The sequence below is a fragment of the Lichenihabitans sp. Uapishka_5 genome (genome assembly GCF_033947565.1).
In the GTDB taxonomy this organism is placed as follows: Bacteria; Pseudomonadota; Alphaproteobacteria; order Rhizobiales; family Beijerinckiaceae; genus Lichenihabitans.
Window position 1 is genome coordinate 92729 of record NZ_JARPVX010000005.1, and the last position, 21939, is coordinate 114667.

Annotated in this window: 21 protein-coding genes; 6 read left to right on the forward strand and 15 right to left on the reverse strand. The window is 65.5% G+C overall.

What is annotated here, in order from left to right; all coding sequences use genetic code 11:
* Positions 1 to 94: 94 nt before the first annotated feature.
* The 14 genes from P7D22_RS03780 to P7D22_RS03845 all read right to left on the reverse strand — a co-directional run bounded on the left by P7D22_RS03780 (position 95) and on the right by P7D22_RS03845 (position 16556).
* Positions 95 to 1105: a Gfo/Idh/MocA family protein gene (locus P7D22_RS03780; protein WP_319932879.1), complete on the reverse strand. Its 1011-nt coding sequence runs from the start codon at positions 1103 to 1105 to the stop codon at positions 95 to 97.
* A 117-nt stretch (positions 1106 to 1222) separates the two neighbouring features.
* The gene (locus tag P7D22_RS03785; RefSeq protein ID WP_319932880.1) at positions 1223 to 1960 is read right to left on the reverse strand and encodes a GolD/DthD family dehydrogenase; all 738 of its coding nucleotides are present in this window, start codon (positions 1958 to 1960) and stop codon (positions 1223 to 1225) included.
* A gap of 39 nt (positions 1961 to 1999) precedes the next feature.
* On the reverse strand, positions 2000 to 2947 hold the full coding sequence (locus P7D22_RS03790) for a 3-keto-5-aminohexanoate cleavage protein (RefSeq protein WP_319932881.1): 948 nt from the start codon (positions 2945 to 2947) through the stop codon (positions 2000 to 2002).
* Positions 2948 to 3012: 65 nt separating this feature from the next.
* Entirely contained in the window at positions 3013 to 4035 is a 1023-nt protein-coding gene (locus P7D22_RS03795; protein WP_319932882.1) for an ABC transporter permease, read from the reverse strand.
* Entirely contained in the window at positions 4032 to 5564 is a 1533-nt protein-coding gene (locus tag P7D22_RS03800; RefSeq protein WP_319932883.1) for a sugar ABC transporter ATP-binding protein, read from the reverse strand. Before P7D22_RS03800 ends, P7D22_RS03795 begins: the two co-directional genes overlap by 4 nt.
* Positions 5561 to 6613, reverse strand: a complete 1053-nt coding sequence (locus P7D22_RS03805) for an ABC transporter permease (protein ID WP_319932884.1) — start codon at positions 6611 to 6613, stop codon at positions 5561 to 5563. The genes P7D22_RS03800 and P7D22_RS03805 overlap by 4 nt, the downstream gene beginning before the upstream one ends.
* 87 nt (positions 6614 to 6700) lie before the next feature.
* A complete protein-coding gene (locus P7D22_RS03810; protein WP_319932885.1) occupies positions 6701 to 7750 on the reverse strand; it encodes a sugar ABC transporter substrate-binding protein in 1050 nt (349 codons plus the stop codon).
* A 251-nt stretch (positions 7751 to 8001) separates the two neighbouring features.
* A complete protein-coding gene (gene pepD, locus P7D22_RS03815; protein ID WP_319932886.1) occupies positions 8002 to 9468 on the reverse strand; it encodes a beta-Ala-His dipeptidase in 1467 nt (488 codons plus the stop codon).
* Positions 9469 to 9827: 359 nt separating this feature from the next.
* Positions 9828 to 10649, reverse strand: coding sequence for a phytanoyl-CoA dioxygenase family protein (locus P7D22_RS03820; protein WP_319932887.1), 822 nt, complete (start codon positions 10647 to 10649; stop codon positions 9828 to 9830).
* Between the two features lie 26 nt (positions 10650 to 10675).
* Entirely contained in the window at positions 10676 to 11701 is a 1026-nt protein-coding gene (locus P7D22_RS03825; RefSeq protein WP_319932888.1) for an ABC transporter permease, read from the reverse strand.
* The gene (locus P7D22_RS03830) at positions 11698 to 12687 is read right to left on the reverse strand and encodes an ABC transporter permease (RefSeq protein WP_319932916.1); all 990 of its coding nucleotides are present in this window, start codon (positions 12685 to 12687) and stop codon (positions 11698 to 11700) included. Before P7D22_RS03830 ends, P7D22_RS03825 begins: the two co-directional genes overlap by 4 nt.
* Positions 12688 to 12722: 35 nt before the next feature.
* Positions 12723 to 14258 (reverse strand): sugar ABC transporter ATP-binding protein, encoded by a 1536-nt coding sequence (locus tag P7D22_RS03835; RefSeq protein WP_319932889.1) that lies wholly within the window; start codon positions 14256 to 14258, stop codon positions 12723 to 12725.
* 199 nt (positions 14259 to 14457) lie between these two features.
* Positions 14458 to 15441: an ABC transporter substrate-binding protein gene (locus P7D22_RS03840; protein ID WP_319932890.1), complete on the reverse strand. Its 984-nt coding sequence runs from the start codon at positions 15439 to 15441 to the stop codon at positions 14458 to 14460.
* A 383-nt stretch (positions 15442 to 15824) separates the two neighbouring features.
* Positions 15825 to 16556 carry an SDR family oxidoreductase gene (locus tag P7D22_RS03845; protein WP_319932891.1) on the reverse strand — a complete coding sequence of 244 codons (732 nt, stop codon included), beginning with the start codon at positions 16554 to 16556 and terminating at the stop codon, positions 15825 to 15827.
* 412 nt (positions 16557 to 16968) lie between these two features.
* On the opposite strand from P7D22_RS03845, the gene P7D22_RS03850 reads away from it, so the two are divergent.
* From P7D22_RS03850 to P7D22_RS03875, 6 genes are all read left to right on the forward strand, one after another.
* Complete coding sequence (locus P7D22_RS03850) at positions 16969 to 18249, forward strand: tyrosine-type recombinase/integrase (RefSeq protein ID WP_319932892.1); 1281 nt, start codon at positions 16969 to 16971, stop codon at positions 18247 to 18249.
* A gap of 71 nt (positions 18250 to 18320) precedes the next feature.
* Positions 18321 to 18527, forward strand: coding sequence for a hypothetical protein (locus P7D22_RS03855; RefSeq protein ID WP_319932893.1), 207 nt, complete (start codon positions 18321 to 18323; stop codon positions 18525 to 18527).
* Positions 18528 to 18595: 68 nt separating this feature from the next.
* Positions 18596 to 19015, forward strand: a complete 420-nt coding sequence (locus tag P7D22_RS03860) for an NUDIX domain-containing protein (RefSeq protein ID WP_319932894.1) — start codon at positions 18596 to 18598, stop codon at positions 19013 to 19015.
* A gap of 118 nt (positions 19016 to 19133) precedes the next feature.
* Positions 19134 to 20120: a hypothetical protein gene (locus tag P7D22_RS03865; RefSeq protein WP_319932895.1), complete on the forward strand. Its 987-nt coding sequence runs from the start codon at positions 19134 to 19136 to the stop codon at positions 20118 to 20120.
* A gap of 232 nt (positions 20121 to 20352) precedes the next feature.
* Positions 20353 to 20988 carry a hypothetical protein gene (locus P7D22_RS03870; RefSeq protein WP_319932896.1) on the forward strand — a complete coding sequence of 212 codons (636 nt, stop codon included), beginning with the start codon at positions 20353 to 20355 and terminating at the stop codon, positions 20986 to 20988.
* A 258-nt stretch (positions 20989 to 21246) separates the two neighbouring features.
* Positions 21247 to 21582: a DUF3768 domain-containing protein gene (locus P7D22_RS03875; protein ID WP_319932897.1), complete on the forward strand. Its 336-nt coding sequence runs from the start codon at positions 21247 to 21249 to the stop codon at positions 21580 to 21582.
* A gap of 3 nt (positions 21583 to 21585) precedes the next feature.
* Here P7D22_RS03875 and P7D22_RS03880 read toward each other — a convergent pair whose 3' ends face one another.
* Entirely contained in the window at positions 21586 to 21828 is a 243-nt protein-coding gene (locus P7D22_RS03880; RefSeq protein ID WP_442916021.1) for a helix-turn-helix domain-containing protein, read from the reverse strand.
* Between the last annotated feature and the right edge of the window lie 111 nt (positions 21829 to 21939).

Here is a 21939-nt window from a genome sequence, read left to right on the forward strand (position 1 = left end):
AGATGATTATTGTATGGGATTTTGTATCAAGCGCCGAAATGGGCCGCAAGGGAAAACTAGCTTCGCGGCCCCGGCGATGTGGATTCGGCCAGCCTCATCCCTCGGCGGATTGCCGGATCGGCTCGAAGCGGCCGCTCTTCGCCGCTTCGCGGGCCGCCAGCGCGGTGGCAAGGGATTTCAGCCCGTCCTCGCCGGTCACCACCGGGTGGCCTTCGCCACGGATGGCCGCATGGAAGGCCCGGCAGCCGCGGACGTAATAGTCTTCCTGGTCGAGCCGCAATTCGCGCTCACCGTCCTGGTCGCGCAGCGTCACGGTGCCGGCCGGGGCCTGGGCCATGTTGTTCAGCGCCACCAGCGATCCCGTGGTGCCGTGCACCTCGCACGAAGTGCGCTGCGCCCGCGTGGTGAAGCTGTCGTGCACCTGAGCGATGATGTTGCCCGAGAACTGGATCAAGCTCATCGCCGCATCCTCGATGCCTTCGATCGCGAGACCGCCGTTTTGGGCTACGGTCGCCACCTGCAGCGGCTCCTCGCCGAGCAGGAAGCGCAGCAGGTCGGTATCGTGCACCAGCAGGTCCAACAGGGCGCCAGCCCCGGCGCCCTTGGTGTGCAGGCGCCATCCCAGCATCTGGATCGGCAACGTGCCGGCATGCACGACGCGGGCCGACAGCGGGGTGCCGATCCGGCCGGCCGCAATGGCATCCCGCATGGCGCGATGGGTGGCGGCGTTGCGCAGGTGGTGGTTGGTGGCCATCACGACGCCGGCCTCCCGGCAGGCCTTCACCATGGCGGCCGCGTCCTCATAGCTGGTGGCGAGCGGCTTTTCGCACAGCACGTGCTTTCCGGCCTTGGCGGCGGCCATGCACTCGGCAAAGTGGCGCTCGTTGGTGGTCGAAATGTAGACCGCGTCAACATCGCGAAGCACCTCGTCGAGATCCGTGGTCGCGTGGGGGATGCCGAATTCGGCCGCAAAGGCCGCGCCGCGTTCGGCATCGGAACTCATGACGGTGTGGATGGTGCCACCCGTCTGCCGGATCGCATTGACCATCCATTCGCGCGCGATCGTGGTCGCGCCGATCAGCGCCCAGCGGGTCGGCTCTGCCATTGGTGTTCTCCCCTTCGAAGGTGGTCCTGCCTGTGTCGGCAGGTTGATGTTCCGTGCAGGTGCGGCCCTGCCGGGCCGAAGCGCGGAGGCCGCCGGACCTGCAGACGCATGACGCCTCTAGCGAATGGTGTTGCCGCCATCGAGCATCAGGTTGGCGCCGTTGACCATCGCGGCCGCGTCGCTCGCGAGGTAGAGCACCGCTTCGGCAACTTCTTCCGGCTGGGCGAAACGGCGCGTCGGGATCTCGGCGCGGGCCCGCTCGCCTTTCTCGCCCGCCCAGACGGCCTTGCCGAGTTCGGTTTCGACCACGGTGGGGGAGACGCAATTGGCCGTAATGCCGTGCGGCCCCCATTCGATAGCGAGGCAGTTGGTCAAGCCGAGCAAGCCGGCCTTGCTGGCCGAATAAGACGCATGGTGCTCAATGCCGATCACCGCCGCCTGGGACGACACGGTGATGATCCGCCCCCATTTCTGGCGCAGCATCAAGGGGGCCACGGCGCGGGCGCACAAGAACGGCGCCCGCAGGTTGATCCGCATCGTCAGGTCCCATTCGGCCGTGGGAATCGACTCGGCGGGCGTGATGATCGCGATGCCGGCGTTGTTGACCAGGATGTGGACGGTCGTGAGATCGGCGCCGATCCGCGCGAAGGTCGCCTCGATGGCCGCCTCGTCACCGAGATCCGTCACATAGCCTCGGTGGTCCGGCCCGAAGCGGGCCGCCACCGCCAGCACGGTATCGCTCCGGTCGATCAGCGCCAGACGGCCGCCTTCGCGGGCGAAGGTTTCCGCAAGCGCCAAGCCGATCCCGGCCGCGGCGCCCGTGATGACGGCGATCTTGCCGTTGAGCTTCTGCATGGGCGTGTTCCTCGGCGCACCGGCAACCGGCGGGCAGGTTCAGGTGATGTTGTAAAGGCGACGCGCGTCCGCGTGGGTTGCCAGGGGCCGGCCGACCTCGCGGGCGATCTCCTGGACCTCTCGGAGCAGATCGAGGTTGGTCGGGTTGCGGTCGGGGTCGTAGAACAGTTCGAGGCCGGTCTTGATGTGGCCGCCGAGTTCGATGGCGCGCCGGATGATCGGCCGCGTGTCGAGGCTGCCTTCGCCCCAGATCGAGATGAACCAGGGCAGGACGTGCTTGGCCTGCGCGATCATGTCGAGGTAATAATAAAGGCTCTCGAGCGTCGGCTCCATGCCGCAGGTGCCGATCGGCTTCGTCGAGGTCAGGCCGTATTTGCCGACCAGGTAGAAGTCCCAGTTGGACCCTGGCGTGAACAGGCCCCGGTCGACGTAATGGCGGGCGACGCGCAGGTGCCCGGGCTCGTAGACACCCCAGATCATGGCGATCTTATTGGCCATGCAGAAGTCGACCTGACCGGCCACCTGCCGGTAGTCCCAGCCGTAAGGGCGGCCGATGATGTGGCCGCGCTCGTCCTCGTCGACCGCGAACATGTCGATGCCGGTGTCGACCACGGCCACCTGCACGTTGGCGTCCCGGTTCAGGAAGGGGATGTGTTCGAGCCCGGTCTGCCCCTCGGTGCAGAGCAGGTTGTTGCAGGTGGTCGGGTACCAGATCATGTCGGGGCGCTCCGCCATGATGCGGCTCCAGGCCGGCATGTAGTCGTCGGCCGCGGCCTTGCCGCGCAGATCGAAGTCGCTGTTGTGGACGTGGATCGCGGTGGCACCCGCATCCCAGCAGCGGATCGCGTCTTCGACGATCTCGTCATAGGTGACGGGCGTGTTGGGATTCATGGTTTTGGTGCGGACGCCGTTCTGGTGCGACTCGATCATCACCGGGCTGTCCCAACCCGGCTTCTGGTCGGCGAAGCGGTCCAATGTCGTGGCCATGCTGGCGTGTCCTTCCCTGGTTTTTACGATGCCGTGCCCGACGATCGTCGCAGCGGCCCTGGCGCCTACTTGACGATCGCGCCGCGCGATCGGTGGGTGGTCATCACCACGACCGCGATGATGAACACCCCATAGACGAGGCTCTGGGCCTGCGCCGTGATGCCGATCGTCTGAACCGCGATCGGCACGAAGGCCACCGTCAGGGCGCCGAAGATCACGTTGATCGGGTTCGTCAGGCCACCCGAGACCGCGGTGCCGCCCACGAGCGCCGCCGCGATGCCGGGCAGCAGCAGGTCGCTGCCGAGACCACTGGCGGAGGCCGATCCGGCTTGCGCCACGATGCTGACGCCCGCGAGGCCCCCCGTGAAGCCCGAGATCGCAAAGGCCAACACCTTCAGCCAGCGCGTGCGAATGGCCGAGAAGATCGCCCCGGGCTCGTTCTTGCCCATGGCGGTCATGCCCTGGCCAACCCGAGTGAAGCGGAGCAGGGCCCAATACAGGACCGCCACGCCGACGCCGATCCAGAAGGTCAGCGGCAAGGCAAGCAGCCGGTCCTGGTAGAGCGTCGTGACGATCTCCTGGTTCTGGCTGACGTAGATGGTTTCGGACCCGCTCGTCACCAGCGTCGCGGCATCGAGGATACCCAAGGTGCCGAGCGTCAACGCGAAGGACGGCACCTGGGCATAGGCCACGATCGCCCCGTTGATGGCCCCGAAGATCGTGACGGCCATCAAGACCGCGATCGGAGCGCCGATGCCGAGACCGGGCAGGGCAAGCGCCAACAGGATGGCGCCGAGCAGGCTGATCGAGGCATTGGACAGGTCGATCGAGCCAATGTTCAGCACCATGGCCTGACCGAGCGCCACGAGCAGGATCGGGGCGGCGGATTCGGCCACGATCGACAGGCCCGTCCCACCCAGGAAGGCGGGATTGCGCACCGACACCATCAGAAGCACGACCGCGAAAACGATGACCGGGCCGAAGCTTTGCCAGATCGCGGACGGCGTGAGCTTGGTGGCGACCGGGGTGCGGGCGGCGGGACGGGGCACGTCGACCGCCTTGGCGGCCTGTCTGGCGGCGTTGCTCATACCATGGCCTCGAGGATGGTTTCGACCGTCAAGGCGGCAGCCTCCGCCATGTCGTGGCGGGCCGAAATCTCGCCGTCCCGCATCACGATAATCGTGTCGGCCATCTCCAGGGCTTCCTCGATCGTGTCGGGGATCAGCACCACGGCTGCTCCAGCCGCACAGGATTGCCGGATCTGGGCATTGACGGTTTGCGCGGCCCCCGGATCGAGCCCACGCAGGGGGTGATCGAGGAGAAATACCTTCATGGCGGGCGAATTCAGCCACTTGGCCATGACGACCTTCTGCTGGTTGCCGCCCGAAAACGACCCAAGCGCCAGCGACACCGCATTGGGGTGCACGTCGAGCCGATCGAACCAGGTTTGGGCCATGCCGTCGCATCGCGCCGGGCTGAGGAATGGCCCCACCGCGGCCTGACCCGGATGCACCAAGGCGATGTTGCGGGCGGCCGAAAAGCCGCCCACCATGCCCTCGACCTTGCGTTCGGCCGGGACGTAGGCGAGCCCCGCCTTGACGGCCCGGCTGATCGACCAGCCCGACACGTTGCGGCCACCGACCGCGATCTGACCCGAATCGAAGGCCTCGGCGCCGAACAGCCCACGCATCAGCGATCCGCAGCCGGCCCGGTTCGAGCCGACGAGTGCAACGATCTGCCCGGGATGGGCCTCGAAGGAGACGTCGCGGTAGTGGCCCTTGCGGCAAAGGTCGCGCACCGCGAGGGCGGGCGTCGCATCCGTGGCGATGCGCTTGTTCGAGCGGTGGACCACCTGGGCGTCGCGGCCCGCCATCGCGTGGAACAGCTCGTCCTTGCTGACCGCGGCGGTAGCCTTGTTGAGAATGAGCTGCCCGCTCCGCATCACCACGACGCGATCGCAAACCCGCAGGATCTCGTCGAGGCGATGCGACACGAAGATGATGCTGGCGAAGGCCTTGAGGTTGCGGATCTCGCGCTCGAGCACCGCCGTTTCCTCGCGCTCCAGCACAGCGGTCGGCTCGTCGAGGATGATCAGCGGCGTGCCGCCCACCGTCGGATCGATGCAGACCGCGCGGGCGATCTCGACCATCTGGCGGTCCACGAACGACAGGTCGCGGATGCGCGCCCTCGGGTTCAGCTTGACGCCGATCTTGTCGAGCGCCGCCTGGGCGTCGCGGTTGACGCGCGACCAGCTTTGCAGGCCGAGGCGGCTCATCATGCCGCCATCCGAGCGGTGCTGGTCGATGTTCTCGGCAACCGTCAGGTTGGTGAAGAGCGCCTGCTCCTGGTGCACCACGCCGACCCCGGCCCGAAAGGCATCCTTGGGGCCACGAAAATTGCAGACCGCGCCATTGATCTCCATGCGGCCCGTATCGGGTGTGACGATGCCCGACAGGATCTTCAGGAGCGACGACTTGCCGGCGCCGTTCTCGCCCACGAGGCCGACGACCTCGCCGCGCTTGATCTCGAGCGACACCGACCTGATGGCCGTGACGGGCCCGAACGAACAGGTGATGTCGGTCAGCCTGAGGACCGGAGGCTCGATCGTCGGTGTCATTTCGCAATCCTCAAGCGATCGCGATGCGGCCAGGCCACGACCACGATGGCGAGCAGCAGGGTCGCCCCGAACACGCCGGACTGGTAGTCCGGGCTGACGCCTGCCAGCACGAGGCCGTTGTTGAGAACGATCAACAACAGCACCCCGAGGGCCGAATGAAGCACGCCGCCCTGGCCGCCGCTGAGCGCGGTGCCGCCGATGACGGCCGCCGGGATGACGGTGAACAGTTGTCCGGCTCCAACGCCCGGAGACCCCGAGCCGAGCTCCATCGTGGCAAGCACACCGGCAAGCCCGTAGAGCAGCCCGGCGAGCCCGAACGCCGCCACCTTGATGCGGGCCACAGGAATGCCGTTGACCACCGCCATCGGTTCGTTGTTGCCGATGGCCAGGATGCCGCGGCCGAGATGGGTGAAACCGATCAACAGCACCCCGGCCGCCACCACGGCGGCCGACAGCCAGAATCCATTGGGCAGCCCCAAGGTCAGCCGCGTCGGCCATTGTGACAGGGCCTCGCTGGTCAGGCTCGGCAGCAGGTCGTCGCCATACAACATCGTCGCGATGCCGAGGCCGACGTTCCAGGTGCCGAGCGTGACCACGAAGGAGGGAACCCGGAACCGGGTGTAGATGAGGCCCGTGGCCAGACCGAGCCCGAGCCCGACTCCCAGCGCAACAGGCCAAGCCCAGGCGCCGAGGTCGGTGCCGCCGCGGGCATTCGGTACGAGCAGGATCCAGGCCATGCCGGCCGCCCCCATGACGCCCTGAACCGATAGGTCGATGGAGCCCATCAGGATCACCAGGGTGGTGCCGACTACGATGATCAGCGGCACGGAGGCCTGCACCAGCACATTGCGCAGGTTCTCGACACTGGCGAAGCGTGGGTTGAGCAGACTGAACACGATCACGATCACTGCGATCGTCAGCAGCCAGCTGGCCGGCCCCATCCAATCGCGCAGCGAGAACGACTGTGCGGTCGCGGATGCCCGTGCCTGCCTGGGGGATGTGTTGTCGTTCCGGGCCCGGAGGCGGGAGCCGTCGGCGGACAGGGCCATGGCGCGATCTCGCGGTGGAGGGATGCCGATGTCGTAAGGCCGGTCCGGGCGGCACGATGCCTCGCCCGGACCGCGCGGAAGGCCGAGCTACTTCGGCATCTCCTCGGGACCGGCGCCGATCAGCGTCATCGGTGGCGTGTCCCAGGGGCCCTTCTCGATGAGCTCGTCGACGAATTGGGCGGCGGCATCGGGCGCGTCGTACTTCAAATATTGCTGGTAGTTGTCGGGCGTGACGCAGCTCAGCTGGAACAGGCTTTCGCGCTTTTCGTGCGGAAGCTCGCTCGGCTTCACCTTGCCCTCGGCCACCAGATAGGCGGTGTAGAGCCCGACCGCCGAAGCCATGTAGCCCCGGTGGAAGGTTTCACCCACGATGGCATGATCGCCCCGGCCAGATTTCAGGTCGGCCACGGTCTCGGGATAAAGCCCGTCCGAGGCGAACTTGACCTTGTTGAGCAGGCCGGCGTTCTCGAAAGCCTGCATGGCGCCGATCTGCATGGCGTCGTCGGCCGCCCAGACGCCGTTGATGTCGCTGCCGTATTTGACGATCAGGTCCTTGGCGTTGCGGTTGGCAACCTGCGGGTCCCAGTTCGAAGGCCGGGCTTCCAGGATCTTGATGCCGGGGAACTTCTCCTTGATCTGCGCCTGGAAGCCGGCCACGCGGGTCTTGCTGGTGGTGGAATCCTGCACGCCGGGCAGCATCACGACGTTGCCCTTGCCACCGAGCGCGGCACCGATCGCATCCGCGCCGCAGCGGCCCGACTGCACGCCCGGGATCTTCTGGAAGGCAACGAAATTGTCGCCGACGTTCCAGGGCTTGTAGTCCGTCGGGCTGTTCCACCAGATCGTGACGTAGCCGCCAGCCTTCTTGACCGCATCGACGATGGTCGGCGCGTCGGAGCTCGCCACCGTATTGACGAACATCAGCACGGTCTTGCCACCCGCCAGGATCGCCTGGATCTTGGAGATCTCGGTCTGCGACGAGCCGTTCGAATTGACGATCTCGAGCGGAATACCGAGCTTTTTCGAAAGCGCCTGGGCGCCGGCGATGTTGGCGATCATGTAGGGATTGGTGGTGTTGATCACCGAAGCGACCAGAACCAGGTTCTCCTTCGGCACTGGCGGCTTCGATTGCGCCATGGCTGCAGCCGGTATTCCGAAGGCCGATGCCGCCAGGACTGCCGCCCTCAGCCGGCGCGACATCCGCTTTGCCGACACCGCATGCGTTGAATCTCGAGACTGCGCCTTCATGGTGGTTTCCTCACATCCCTGAATACTTGTTTTTTGTTAGGGCTCGTCACTGCCGATCGGACGTTGCCGATCTGCATTCATCACCGCCGGAAACTCGTTAGTCGACAAGTCACCCCTCGCGGCGGCGACATCAACTTCGACTAATGGTCGAGGTGTCGCATCACGTCCTTGATCAACGGCCATACACGCGCCGCCGAGGTATGATCCAAACTCTCCTTCGGCGAATGCAGGTCGTATAGGTTCGTCCCGATGCCGACGGTATCGAGACCGGCGATGCGCTGAGTGAACATGCCGAGTTCGAGGCTGCACACCGACACCAGGACATCCGGGGCCCGGCCCATGACGCGCTGGTAGCTGGCTTTCGCCACTTTTAGCATGGGCGAGTCCGGGTTCCAGGGGAATTCCGGCGCGTCGAGGCCGATCTGCTCGGCCCGGACGCCGTCGCCGGCCATGTCGGCGAGAAGCATGAACTGATCGAGCACGGCGTGTTTGCGCGACGTCACGGCGCTGGTGATCGTGCAGGTGATCTCGACGCCGCGACCGGTCGTCACCATCAGCCCGATGTTGTTCGAGGTTTCCCAATTGCCCGGGACTTCGAGGTTTTGCGTCTGGATGCCATTCGGCAACAGCGCGATGGTCTGGATCAGGTTGGCGGTGGCGCTCGCCGAGAACACACGGTCGACGGCGGTGTCGGGCCGCGTCGTCCCGATCTGCAGCAAAGGGTCGGCGCGATGGAACTCGCGCTTCAGCGCATCGGCCAGCGCCGTTACGGCGGCCTCGATGGCGTCGACCTGGTCGGCACGAACCCAGAGAAGCGTCGCGCCCTCAGCCGGAATGACGTTGTTCTGCACGCCCCCCGAGACCGACGCCACCTGCACGTCACCGGTCTGTATGGCTTTGCGCAGCAGGCGACCCAGCACCACGATGGCATTGGCACGCCCGAGATGGATGTCGAATTCGCAATGGCCGCCGAGAAGCCCGCGGACCTCGACGAGCAACGGCAAGCGATCCGGAGCGGGGGCCTGCCATGCCGCATCGATGTCGATGCGGCATGATACGTCACCCGAACAGCCGGCCAGCAGCTGCCTTTCGTCGATCCAGTTGAAATCGATCATGCGCTTGCCGGACAGCAGGCTCTGATCGACGCCATCGCCGCCGACCTTGCCCATCTCCTCCATGGCGGTCATCACGCATTCCAGCGGCGGATGCGGGATGTCCTTGGAGTCGAGCAGCGTCAGCATATAGGCGATGCCAAGCCCGTTATCGGCCCCGAGCGTCGTGCCGGCAGCCCGGATGCGATCGCCATCCACCTCGAGTTTGACGCCGCCGGCGGCAAAATCATGCGAAACGCCATCGCCGACCTTGCACACCATATCGAGATGGCCGTGCAGGATCACGACCGGCGCGTTCTCGAATCCGGGTGTGCCAGGCTTCTTGACGATGATGTTCTCAAGCGCATCGCGATGATGCTCAAGCCCACGCTCGGCAGCGAAATCGGCGATGTAGTCGGTGGCCTGCTTCTCGAAGCGCGAGCACCGATGTTTGCTGCTGAGTTCCTCGAAGAAATACATGACATCGAGCGGCTCAATCTTCGCGAGCGTCCGCATTGCCCATCTCCCAGAGCTGTTTTTTTCTATCGGCTAGTAGCTTTAGTTTAGATGGACAGTAATCCCATAGGTGACGGCCAAGTCGTTCCTCTCGCAGAAGCGAGCAAACACCTGTATCCCGTCCCATTGGTGGGACCATGCCATAAATCTGAGTTCCGAATTCCATCCCCGCCAGATCGCTGCTTCGCAGTCTCGCATCCTGAAAAGGATGCATCCGGCCTATAAGCCGCTACATTAGGTGCAAAAATTCACGCGTCAAGCGTTTGCTTCAATGTTTCCGAATCCCGCTTAGATCGTTTCGGAAGCGGGGGCCTCAACCCCAACCTTGGTTGAGCCCTAGGGCCGACAGCGAGGGTCGGTTATTCCGCGCCCATCACCAAGCCTTCGATGTCGTGCTTCTGCATGATCGGCACGAGCTCATCCACGACCCTGCAGGTGAGATGATCCTTCACGCTCTGGGGCAGGGCGGCAAAATAATCCGGCGTCACCATCATGTCGTGCAGGGCCGCGTGACCGGCGCCGGGGGCATCGACGCCCAGCACCAGAACCGGCCGGGCGATCGGCGACGCATGGGCGGTGCCGCGGTGCATGGTCAGCGCGGATCGACAGGAGATGTCGCCCATCTGCGGAAACTTGCGCGTGGCGCGCTCTTCGAAGCGGTTCCAGAGTGCCCGGTCGGGAAACATCTCGTGGTTCCAATCGCGGCCGTCGTCCCATTGGGTGCCGGGCGCCACCTCGAACGGTCCCATGTCGGGCGTCACGTCGACGCCCGTCAGGTTGAAGGCCAGCGACGTGATGCGACGGTCGCGCCAGGACTCGGCAGGCGACGGGAAATCGCGATGCCAGGGCTGGTTCTTGGCACCCTGGAACGGCGTGTCGAAGCCGACCTCGACGATCTGGTAATCAGGACCGAGCACATGCGCGCAGATCGCCGTGACCCAAGGGTGCGTCGCGAGGTCGACGAAGCCGGAGAGATCCTGCGGGTGGATCTCGACGTACCAACGACGGGGGCCCCGACTGACGGCGCCGCCCGAGCGCTGAATGGCGCTCCAGAAGGCCGAGGTGATGTCCTCGCGCATCCGTTCCGCCCAATCGCGCGAGAAGGCGCCCTTGCGGCCTACGACACCATCACGCTCGAGGGTCGCAACGTCGGCCGCGATATCGATCGTCGCTTCGGTCATGCCGTCCTCCGGATGGGTGGTGCGAGTTACGCCGGCTGCGCGCGAGCGAGGCGGCTTTGCAGGAGCACGACGACGAGCAGGAAGCCGCCGCGCACCACCGATTGCCAATAGGCCGACAAGCTGATCCAGCCCATGCCGTTCTCGAAATTGAGAATGGTGAAGATGAGGCCAAGCAACAGCACGCCCGCAAGCGTGGTGAGCACCGATCCCTTGCCGCCGGTAAGGAGCGTGCCGCCCACCACCACCGATGCGATGGCGAAAAGCTCCCAACCGATCCCCTCGATCGGCTGACCGGCACCGAACTGCGCCGCCAGGATCACGCCCGCAAGGCCCGCGAGGCCCCCCGACAGCACGTAAACCAGGAACACGGTCCTGTCGGTCGGCAAGCCCATCAGGCGTGAGGCTTCCTCGCCACCGCCGACCGCAAGGACATGGCGGCCGAAGGGTCGGCTGTTGAGCAGCAGCGAGCCGAGGCCGTAGGCCACGAGGGCGATCCAGGCCGGCGTCGGAAACTTGAAGAACAGCCCAAGCGCCCCGCCGAGGAGGCCGGCCTGATCGCCGTCGATCCAGTCAGGCGCAAGCGGCTGAAACAGGTTGCCCTGACCAAGCGCCGTGAAGGCTGTGTCGTAGGACACCGAAACCGACTGGTTGTTGGCCAACAGCAGCCCCGTGCCGGACGCGGCCAGCATCACGGCGAGGGTCGCGATGAAGGGCAGGATCCTCATCTTCGTGATGATGAAGCCGCTGAGCGCGCCCGCCACCAGCCCCGCCCCGACGCCGCCCGCGAGGCCCGCCAGCAGACCGTACGGACTGAGATAGGCCGACACCACACTCGCCATCGCGGCCACGGACCCGACCGACAGGTCGATGCCGCCCGTCATGATGACGAAGCACATGCCGAGGCCCACCAGCGCGAACATCGAGTTGTAGCGCAGCACGCTGAGCACGTTATAGGCGCCCAGGAAGCCGTCGTAGCGCAAGGCGCCGAAGGTGACGAGAAGCGCCAAAGCCGCGACGACGCCGATCGCGGCGCCGGACCGATGCTTCATCATGCGCGCTCCTGCCGCTGCAGCCAGACGGCGAGCACGATCAGCGCCGCCTTGGCCAGAAGGGCCGCCGCATCCGGCACGCCATTGGCGAGCAGGGTGTAGCGGACCAGTTGGATGATCATCGCGCCGATCAGCGTGCCCACCACGGTGGCGCGCCCGCCCGACAATAATGTGCCGCCCACCGCGACCGCCGCGATGGCGTCGAGTTCCGTTCCCATGCCGATCAGGTTGGCATCCGCCGCCGAGTTCATCGCGATGACGATCAACCCCGCGACACCGCTGCAAAGCCCGGAAATGACGTAGGCGAGGCGCTTGACGCGCTTCACCGGCACGCCGGCGAGCCGCGCCGCAGGCTCGTTGCCGCCCACGGCCAGCACCTGACGGCCGAACACGGTCTTCTTCAGGGCCCAGGCCGCGACCGCCACCATGACCAGCATGATCCAGACCTGGAACGGCACGCCGAGCACATGGCCGAGCGCGATGGCCTGGAACTCCGGCGCCTTGAACACCTGCAGGTCGCCATTGGTCCAGACCTGGGCGATGCCACGGCCGGCGATGAACAGGATCAGCGTCGCGATGATGGGCTGAATGCGGAAGCTCGACACGAGCCAGCCGTTGAACAGCCCGAACAGCCCAGCCACGGCGACCGGCACCACGATGCCGAGAGCGATGTTGACGTAAAGGTTCGACAGGTGGGTCAACGAGCCGGTGAAGAAGTCCGGCGACAACGCGCCCGCGATGGCCATCAGCGAGCCGACCGAAAGGTCGATACCGCCGGTGGCGATCACCAGCGTCATGCCGACACCGACGATCACGATGGTGCAGATCTGGGTGAGGTTGACCGACACCGTCTGCATCGTGGCGAAATGCGGCGTGATGGCGAGGTTGAGCAGGATCAGCGCCGCGAGGGCGATCAGCGCCCCGAAACGGCGCAGGGCCAGGCCGACATGCAGGCGGGGCAGGGGCCGGGCGCCACCAGGCGGACGCATGCCGGCGCCGGCCGGCAGCGAAGGCGTCTCGAGGCTCATGCGGCGGCTCCTTCGTGCGCTCCACCATGCGCCATGGCATCCATCAGCGTCGCCTCGCTGGTGTTCGCGCGGTCCAGGCTCACCACGGTACGGCCGTCTCGCAGCACGAAGGTGCGGTCGGCCCCCTCGACGATCTCCTCCAACTCCGAGGAGATCATCAAAACGCCCAGACCATCGTCGGCGAGACGGCGGATCAGTTTCTGGATTTCGGCCTTGGCGCCGACATCGATACCGCGCGTGGGCTCGTCGAAGATCAGCATTTCAGGATTCATGCAGAGCCAGCGTGCGAGCAGCACCTTCTGCTGGTTGCCGCCCGAGAGCTCGCGGATGGGCTGGTCGGGGCTGGCGCATTTGACGCCGAGGTCGGCGATGAAGCGCTCGACGATCGCGCGCTGCTTGGTTTCGTCGATGATGCCGGAGCGGCTGAGTGCGGGCAGCAATGCCAGCGTCATGTTCTCGCGCACCGACATGGCCGGCACGATGCCTTCGTGCTTGCGGTCTTCCGAGCAGAACCCGAGGCCGGCACGGATCGCCTCGCTGGGCTCGGCGAAGCGAACCTCGCGACCGTTCAGCCGGATCGCGCCACCGCCCCGCGGGTCGGCGCCGAACACGGCCCGTGCCACTTCGGTGCGGCCGGAGCCGAGCAGCCCCGCAAGACCGACGATCTCCCCCTTGCGGACATCCAGCGAGGCATCCGCGACGCGGCGCCCGATCGCGAGGTGCTCGACCTCGAGCACCTGCGGGCCGGGCGGGCGGGCCGCGGCCGAAAAGGCGGTGGCGCCTTGCTTGCGAACTTCCGCGAGATCGCGCCCGAGCATCGTCGCCACGAGCTGCAGCTTGGACATTTCGGCCATGGAGGCCACCGCCACCGTGCGACCGTCCCGCATGACCGTCACGCGATCGCAGACGGCGTAAAGCTCATCGAGCTTGTGGCTGACGAACACCACCGAGACGCCCTGTGCCTTCAGGCGGCGAATGGTGGCAAACAGCACCTTCACCTCCGCTTCGTCGAGCGAGGAGGTGGATTCGTCCATGATGACGAGCCGGGCATTCATCGACACCGCGCGGGCGATCGCCACCATCTGCTGGATCGCTGTGGAATAGGTTTCGAGCGGCGCCTCCACGTCGATCGCGATGCCAAACTCGTCGAGCAGCTTGCGGGCGCCAGCCTTCATTTCCCGCCACCGCAGGAAGCCCAGGGCCGAGCAGATTTCACGGCCGAGGTAGATGTTCTCGACCACCGTGCGGAATGGGATGAGGTTGATCTCCTGGAAGATCGTCGAGATGCCGCCGCGCTGGGCTGCTTCGGGGGTCGCGACTTCCCAGGGGCGGCCCTCGTAGGTGATGGTGCCGGCGTCATGCCGGACGAAGCCGTTCAGCACCTTGATCATGGTGGACTTACCGGCGCCGTTCTGGCCGATGAGAGCCATCACCTCGCCAGGCATGACCTCCAGATGAGCGTCGACCAGCGCCGGCGCGGTGCCGAAGCGCTTGTCGATATTGCGCATGGAAAGCAGGGGTTGGGCCGCCATGGCGGAAGATCCTGAAAGAAGAGGCCATCGGCGCGCGGGCGAGACCCGATGACGATGGGGCCTCGTCATGGATCGCCACGTCGGGCGGCGTCGCTTGGTTCAGCGCACCGGCTCCGGTTCGTTACGCCGAGCGGCGACTGCGGTCAGCAAGCCGATCCAGCTGCTCCCTTCCGGGCAAGGGCTGGATCGGCTGCAAAGCTTAGAACGCTTCCGGCAGATAGCTCGCGATGTTGTCCTTGGTGAACAGCCGGTCGGTGTTCACCAAGGCGGCCGCCAGGGTCTGGCCGTCGGCGTAGTCGACGATCGACGAAAAGGCCTTGGGTCCGAAATGCGGGTTGCACTCGACCAGCACCGCGATCTTGCCGTCCGCCACGGCTTGCGCCGCATCCTTGGTGCCGTCGATGGACACGATCATGATGTCCTTCCCGGGCGTCTTGCCGGCCGCCTCCATGGCCGCGATGGCGCCCATGCTCATCTCGTCGTTGTGGCCGTAAAGCGCGGTCGCCTCCGGATGCGCCTGGTACAGCGTCTCGAACACCTGACGGCCCTTGTCACGGGCGAAATCACCCGACTGCGATGCCACGATCACCATGTCGGGGTATTTGCCGATGGCGTCCTTGAAGCCCTTCATGCGGTCGTTGGCGGGCGAGGAGCCGGTGGTTCCCTGCAGTTCGATGATCTTGGCCTTGCCGCCGACCGCCTTGGCGAAAGCGTCGCCGGCCATCATGCCTTCCTTGACGAAATCGGAGCCGATGAAGGCCACATAATCGCGACCTGCCTTGGCCATCGTCGGATCGACGCCACGATCGATGCAGAACAACGGGATGCCGGCGTTCTTCGCTTCCATCACGGCCGGGATCAGCGGCTTTTCCTCACGCGGGGCGAGCAGGATCACGTCGACCTTCTGGGCGATCATGGACCGCACGTCGGCGACCTGTTTCGCCGCCGAGCCGGCAGCGTCGGTGTACACGAGCTGCCAGCCGCGCTTGGCCGCCTCGTCCTTCATGCTCGCCGTCTGGGCAAGGCGCCACGGGTTGTTGCTTTCGGTCTGGGCAAAGCCGACCTTGTACTTGTCCTTCTTCTTCAGCTTGGGCAATTCGGCCGCCCAGGCAAGGCCGCCGAGACCGGTAGCCGCGAAGCCACCCGCGGTTACGGCCAACAGCGATCGACGCGTGATGATCATGATTTCCCCTCCCTGAGTGGCGCCCGTCTCGGCGTCCACGGTGTTTGCTTTTGCGAAACAGGATCTCGGACTTGTTTCGCCCGGTTCTTCCGACCGATTGGATGCCTCATAGCATGCCGCGCGCCGTTGCGAAGGATGAATAAGCATCCCTGATTCGATATGCTCGATCCCTGAAACGTTATACGATGCGGGATCCGCTAAGCTTCCATCCCCCAGTACGTTGCATAGGTCGCGGAAGAGCAGGCCGCCTTCGACCTTCGCTCGACGTGCGTTTCCATCGATGAAACGCGCGCGCCGAGTACGAGGCGGTGTGACGCTCTTTGCGAACACCCTAACGCAAGGCCTGGCCACCGGGGGCCTGACGGGACAGGCCCCCCAAAGCCTCAGGCGTCGATGAAATTGGTGGGCAGAACGATCATGTCGTGGATGGTCACGTTGCGTGGACGGCTCAGCATGTACATCACCGCATCGGCGACCTCGGACGCCTCGATCAGGCCGCCCGCGTCCTTGACGGCCTGAAGCCGTTCCGCCGGCCAGTCCGCCAGAAGCGCCGAGATCACCGGCCCTGGCGACACCTGGGCGACGCGGATGCCGTGCTTGGCGACCTGACGACGGGTGGCCTGGGTGAAGCTCGTGACGGCCCACTTGGACGCCGTGTAGACGGGCTCGGGCATGATGGACACATGGCCGGCCACCGAGCAGGTGACGATGATATCGCCCGTCCGGCGCTCGATCATGTGGGGCAGCACGGCATGGACGTTCTTGATCACGGCATTGACGTTCAGGTTCAGCATGCGGTCGATGCTGGCCGGGTTGGTGTCGACCAGGTCTCCGCCGACATAGGACCCGGCGTTGCAGTGCAGGATGTCGATGCGACCCGCCTTGGCCAGGATATCCGGCACCATCGCGTTGCAGCTCTCGGGGTCGAGCAGATCGGTCACCTGGGCGATCGCCTTGCCGCCGCTCGTGGCCACAAGCGCCGCCAGCGCAACCTCGTTGCGGTCGACCATCACCACGGTGACGCCTGCCGCCATCAGGGCCTGTGCGGTCGCCAGGCCGATCCCGGAGGCCGCGCCGGTGACCACCGCGACCTTGCCGTCAAATGGGTTCGCCATGTTCGATTTTCCTTAAAGCTGAGGCTGGTTCGCGACGCCATCGGCATCGCCTCGGTGTTCCCGATCAGGCGCGCCGCTCACGGCTGATATAGGTGGCGGCCAGGATGATGGCGTCCTTGATCATCAGCTGCGGATACGGCTCGATGTTCATCATGTTGAGGGGATGTCGATTGCAGCGTCGCCTGCGCCAAGCATAACTCGAGAAGAACACTTGGCGCGCTCGGAGAGATTCGAACTCCCGACACCCAGATTCGAAGTTCGTTTTTCTTCATTTCCCGGCATGTCCCGGAACGTCGAAGAAAGTCATTTTCAGTGTTTTATCACAATGATTTAGATATCCTGACACGCCCGGTTTGATCTGCTACCTTCCCGCTACTCTGGTCACTGAATGGTCACTGGAAAGGGATGGCAGATGGGCGGAGTCGCTGTGAGGCTGACGAAGCGAATTGTGGACCAAGCGCAGGCCGGGCCAAAGCCGAGCTTCGTGTGGGATAGCGAGTTGCGTGGTTTCGGCCTTCGAATCGAACCGACCGGGACTAAAAGTTTCATGCTGCGGTACCGAACGCGTGACGCGGGGCCCAGTGGGCCGAAGCGCTTCTTCACCATCGGGCGCTTCGGCCCACTCACCGTCGACCAGGCCCGTGAACAAGCGAAAGCGGTACTTGGCGCCGTCAGCCTCGGCCAGGATCCAGCGGCTGATTTGACCCGCGACCGAGCCGAGCAGACCTTCGGCTCGGTCGCCGAGCTGTTCCTGGCCGAGCATGTACGGCTGAAGCGCAAGGCGGGCACGCACGCCGACTATGAATCGCTGCTTAGACTATACGCGCTGCCGACGCTGGGAAAACGCAAGCTGACCGACGTCACGCGGGGCGACCTTAGTCGTCTTCACGCGAGCCTCAATGACCGCCCATATCGAGCAAACCGCCTCCTCGCCGTGATCGGCAGCCTGTACTCCTTTGCGGAGAAGCGAGACCTCGTGCCCGAGCACTACAACCCGGCACGTCGCATCGAGAAGTTCCGCGAGGACCAGCGCGAGCGTTACTTGAGCCGGGACGAGCTTGAGCGCCTTGGTGCGGCCCTGCAGCTCGGCGAGACGCAGGGGCTTCCCTGGCAGCTCGACCCAAAAAAGCCGGCTTCAAAGCACCTACCGAAGGCTGAAAATCGTATCACCATTCTCTCGCAACCGGTTGCAGCCGCCATCCGCCTGCTGATGTTTACGGGCGCGCGGCTGCGAGAGATCCTGGAGCTACGCTGGGAGTACGTCGACCTCGAGCGCGGGCTGCTGCTGCTGCCCGACTCGAAAACGGGCCGTAAGACCATCGTCCTCAACAGTACGGCCCGTGCCATCCTGGCGGGCCTACCGCAGCAGGGCCCATTCGTCGTTTCCGGTAAGTCGCTGGATCAGCCGCGCGCCGATTTGAACAAGCCCTGGGAGGCGGTGCGCATGCATGCGGGGCTGTCGGGCGTACGCCTTCACGATTTGCGGCACACCTTTGCCTCCATCGGTGCAGGTGCTAGTTTGGGGCTGCCCATCGTCGGCAAATTGCTCGGGCATAATCATCCGCAGACGACCGCACGCTATGCCCACCTCGACGCTGATCCGTTACGGCAGGCGGCCGAGCTCATCGGCGGCAAGCTCGCTGAGGCCATCGGAGGGGCGCATCGGGAGGGCAGGGCACCTGCGATGGAATAAGGGCCCAGCTACCTTTCTCGCGATTCCTGATGTGCTATGTTCTCTCTATGTTCTAAATGAGAGGCGCGAGCATGGACGATGTGGACAACCCCACCGAGGCCGAGGTCGACGCCGTCATTGCTGAGTTCGATGGCGATCTGCGGGCAGCAATCCGAGCTTTGCTGCATGACATCGCCCAGCTTGCCGCTGACTTTTCTAGCTCCGTGTCACGGGGCTACGTGCGCGGTCGGGGCGCACTCGGTACGGTACGCGTGATCGGACGCCGCGACCCCGAATAGGCCAGAGCCTGATTGTGGGGCGGTATGGCTCGGAAATCGCGCCCTTCATAAGCCCGGAGGCCTGCTGAATGACAGCTTATGCCAACACCCCGACGGTCGTGGTGGTCCTCGTGCCGGTTGCTGACGGCTTGCTGATGATCCGGCGCGCGCTGCCAGGCATGGGACAATGCGAACTGGCCCTCCCGGGCGGTTATCAGATGCTCGGGCAGTCGTGGCAGGAGGCCGGGGCGACCGAAGTGCGTGAAGAGACCGGTGTCACCATCAACCCAGCTTCGCTGCGTATCGTTTCCGTCGTGACCACGCCCGATCGGCGACAGAACCTGATCTTCTGCGAGTGTCCGCCCATCGCCGAAGTGGGGCCGTTCAGCCACGACGCCGAGGTGTCAGAAGTCGTGGTCATCCACGAGGCAGTCACTGCGGCCTTTCCGCTCCACACCGACCAGGTCAGGGCGTTTTTCGATCGATGCGGCCGCGCTCAAGCGGGCTGAAAACGCCAAATGGAGGCCGAAGGGGCCTAAAGAGCGGGTTTGACGGGGTATTTGGCGCCTGCGCTATGAGGCAGGCTGATCGGCCTTGGGGCCGCAGGCAAACCCCGAAATTAGCATCGTGCGAACCGAAAACCTCGACCTCGTAGCTGGACGCCTTCTTGACGTGTGCCGCGTCACTGCTCCGGGGGGGCTGCTGCCCGAGCTGCAGCGCTTCTTCGCCGCCTCCGGCCTCGCCGCGGGGATCATTCGCCGTGACACCCCGGCGATCTTCGACTGGTTCGCCCGGGTGCTCAACTTCCAGGGCGTCTCCAACGGTATCGCAGCCGCCTACCTCGACCAGCACGGCACGATCAGCTCCGGGGACGTGGCGGCGGCGCTCGCCGCCAAGCCGAGCTGCCCCAAGCTCGAGAGCTACTGGCACTTCCACGACTGCCGCTTTGCCAAGGTTGGCTACAGCTGCGCCGAGCCGGCTCACCTGCGAGCCTGTCCATTGCCGACCCACGACCTGCGCAACGGGCGGCTGAGCCAGGCCGCCTATGCGCTCTTCCTGTTCGTGCGGGACATCTGCGGCGGCGACCTCGTTGAATGGCTTGACGACCGGCTCGCGATGGCGGCAGCGGTTTCGGGTCCGCACCGTGGCGCAGGTCTGCGCAATGCCGTGCTCGACCCGCTTACCGCCGTGTTCGGCGTCTCGGCCAAGGTGCTGTCGCTCGCCTTGTCGGACCTGTTGCTCGGCGGCGACCCCGGCCGGCCACTGTGGGTCGAGACCGGCGCCAGCATGGTGGTGGTCGACACCCTGGTGCACAACTGGCTGCACCGCGCCGGCTGCCTGCATGACCTCGCGGCCGAGCACGCCTACGGCCCCGGCTGCTACGCTCCCGGCGGCTGCGCAGACGTCATCGCCGCCGCGGCCGAGCGCATCGACGCCCGGCAGTTCTGCCCCGGCGGCCCGACGGTGTTTCCCCGCCTGGTGCAGCGGGCGGTGTGGCTGTTCTGCGCCGCCGAGGGGCACGACGCCTGCAACGGCAACCGGATCGACGACGCACGGCCCTGCGCGCAGGGTGAGTGTCCCGTCACTACTTGCCGCCGCGTCCCGCTGCGATGATGCAGAGTCAAGAACTGCAGTTCCGATATGAAGCCTAAATAGAGCCCCGAAACGCACCTAGTATTCGCCCTCGAAATCTACGCTTGACGACAAATAAACCGCCTCGGTTAGCCTGAACATGTCGCGACCAGCACCGTTATGCTGACGACGACCAGGCTGCCACGGCGTCGATCATCACCACGACGTCGCATGCGCGCGGCTTGAACACCGCAACCCTTGCGAGGATCTAGCCATGACCGAAGCTGCACTCACCCCCGAGCCCCACCTCGTCGTGTTTGGGCGCGACAACGCCGGCAAGCCGCACGCCTCCTGGTTCGACCAGGCTAGCGCCGCGCTGGCCACCAAGGCGGCCGGCCTGATGAACATGCAGGCTGTGCCGATCGAGAGCGACGCCTTGCGCGCGCTCGTCAGCGGCTTGCCGAAGGGCCGGGTCTTCTCGAGCGGCCGCGCCTTCACCCCATTCGTGGCGGCCAAAGTCTACGGCCAGCTGGAGGCGATCACCGGCGGTGCAGGCAGCCCGAGCGCGACTGAGCCGGCGACGGGGGTCGAAACGGCAGCCGCAAAGCCGCGCCCCACCCTGCAGGTGGTCGGGAGCGACGCCGGTGAGCCCGAAGGTGGCGCACCGGCATCGCCGCCTTCACCCCCTTCCAACCCTGGCCCGAAGCCGCCGGTGCGGCCGACCCGGATCGAGGACGTGGGCATCGGCAGTCTGGTGCTGGCCACGACGGGACCGGCCGAGGGCTGGTGGGAGGCCGAGGTGATCGGCTCCAACGGCAGCATGGTGACGCTGCGCTGGCGCGACTTCACTGAGCCGACCGTCGTGCGCCGCCGCACCGAGCTGGGCTTTTTGCCGCCTGTGCCGGCCTGAGCCCCGGCCGACGCGCCTCGGGGCGGCCGAGCCCGGTCGCCCCCTGGGCTATGCCGCCCAAACACCCGCGCTGCAGGCCTTTAACCGGCCGCCAGCGGCCTTCAGGGGCTCAGGGCCGCAACGCCCAAGCGCTACTGCCGAAGCGGCCCAGCGGCGCCTCTGGCCTGCTTTGGTGCCTCAAACTGAACGAGCTTAGCCCGGCTCGACCCACGCGTCGAGCGCATCGGCGCTGCCCTCACCCACCATTAGGAGATCACCATGCTCGCATCCGGCGTGAAAACGCGCATTCGCACCCTCAACGACGCCCTGCGCCAAAACGTCGAGGATGGTCGCGTCATCCTTACAGCCGGCGTCGTCGCCCTCAGCCTCGACCTGCGCCATGAGATCCGGCATGCGGTCGCGAACTTCGCGGCTTTCGACAGCGCCAACGATCCGCACGACGAGCACGACTTTGGCGCGGTGACGGTCGGTGGCGCCCGGCTGTTCTTCAAGATCGACTACTACGACCGCAGCTTGCAGCAGCACTCCCCCGACCCGTCAGATCCGGCGGTGACGATGCGGCTCCTCACCATCATGCTGGCCGACGAATACTGAGCCTCACTTCCGGCGCCGACCACCGCGCAAGGCCTCGGGTGGCACCTCCCCGATTTCAGGCACGCGGAAGAGCTCGCTCACGTTCACCGACAGGGCTCGGGCTACGCGGTCAAGCAGGTCGACGGTCGGGTTCTCACGCTGCCGCTCGAGGCCTCCGAGATAGGCGCGGTCGATCGCGGCATCAGCGGCCAGCAGATCTTGGGAGATCCCCTGGGTGACCCTAATCCGCCTGATGTTCCATGCCACCAGCTCGCGCCCATTCATCGAACGATGGCAGCATCCAGGTGGCTATCAAACCACTGGCTATAGCCACTCCTTAAACGTACCGTCTCTCACAATGCCGACACCCTACAACGG

What these genes read in the sequence shown, in the direction of transcription:
- P7D22_RS03860 (WP_319932894.1), top strand. Translation starts at nt 18,596, where the DNA reads ATGACAGCTTATGCCAACACCCCGACGGTCGTGGTGGTCCTCGTGCCG.
- P7D22_RS03810 (WP_319932885.1), bottom strand. Translation starts at nt 7,750, where the DNA reads ATGGCGCAATCGAAGCCGCCAGTGCCGAAGGAGAACCTGGTTCTGGTC.
- P7D22_RS03800 (WP_319932883.1), bottom strand. Translation starts at nt 5,564, where the DNA reads ATGACACCGACGATCGAGCCTCCGGTCCTCAGGCTGACCGACATCACC.
- P7D22_RS03830 (WP_319932916.1), bottom strand. Translation starts at nt 12,687, where the DNA reads ATGCGTCCGCCTGGTGGCGCCCGGCCCCTGCCCCGCCTGCATGTCGGC.
- P7D22_RS03835 (WP_319932889.1), bottom strand. Translation starts at nt 14,258, where the DNA reads ATGGCGGCCCAACCCCTGCTTTCCATGCGCAATATCGACAAGCGCTTC.
- P7D22_RS03825 (WP_319932888.1), bottom strand. Translation starts at nt 11,701, where the DNA reads ATGATGAAGCATCGGTCCGGCGCCGCGATCGGCGTCGTCGCGGCTTTG.
- P7D22_RS03785 (WP_319932880.1), bottom strand. Translation starts at nt 1,960, where the DNA reads ATGCAGAAGCTCAACGGCAAGATCGCCGTCATCACGGGCGCCGCGGCC.
- P7D22_RS03780 (WP_319932879.1), bottom strand. Translation starts at nt 1,105, where the DNA reads ATGGCAGAGCCGACCCGCTGGGCGCTGATCGGCGCGACCACGATCGCG.
- P7D22_RS03790 (WP_319932881.1), bottom strand. Translation starts at nt 2,947, where the DNA reads ATGGCCACGACATTGGACCGCTTCGCCGACCAGAAGCCGGGTTGGGAC.
- P7D22_RS03795 (WP_319932882.1), bottom strand. Translation starts at nt 4,035, where the DNA reads ATGAGCAACGCCGCCAGACAGGCCGCCAAGGCGGTCGACGTGCCCCGT.
- P7D22_RS03870 (WP_319932896.1), top strand. Translation starts at nt 20,353, where the DNA reads ATGACCGAAGCTGCACTCACCCCCGAGCCCCACCTCGTCGTGTTTGGG.
- P7D22_RS03820 (WP_319932887.1), bottom strand. Translation starts at nt 10,649, where the DNA reads ATGACCGAAGCGACGATCGATATCGCGGCCGACGTTGCGACCCTCGAG.
- P7D22_RS03855 (WP_319932893.1), top strand. Translation starts at nt 18,321, where the DNA reads ATGGACGATGTGGACAACCCCACCGAGGCCGAGGTCGACGCCGTCATT.
- P7D22_RS03840 (WP_319932890.1), bottom strand. Translation starts at nt 15,441, where the DNA reads ATGATCATCACGCGTCGATCGCTGTTGGCCGTAACCGCGGGTGGCTTC.
- pepD (WP_319932886.1), bottom strand. Translation starts at nt 9,468, where the DNA reads ATGCGGACGCTCGCGAAGATTGAGCCGCTCGATGTCATGTATTTCTTC.
- P7D22_RS03850 (WP_319932892.1), top strand. Translation starts at nt 16,969, where the DNA reads ATGGGCGGAGTCGCTGTGAGGCTGACGAAGCGAATTGTGGACCAAGCG.
- P7D22_RS03845 (WP_319932891.1), bottom strand. Translation starts at nt 16,556, where the DNA reads ATGGCGAACCCATTTGACGGCAAGGTCGCGGTGGTCACCGGCGCGGCC.
- P7D22_RS03875 (WP_319932897.1), top strand. Translation starts at nt 21,247, where the DNA reads ATGCTCGCATCCGGCGTGAAAACGCGCATTCGCACCCTCAACGACGCC.
- P7D22_RS03805 (WP_319932884.1), bottom strand. Translation starts at nt 6,613, where the DNA reads ATGGCCCTGTCCGCCGACGGCTCCCGCCTCCGGGCCCGGAACGACAAC.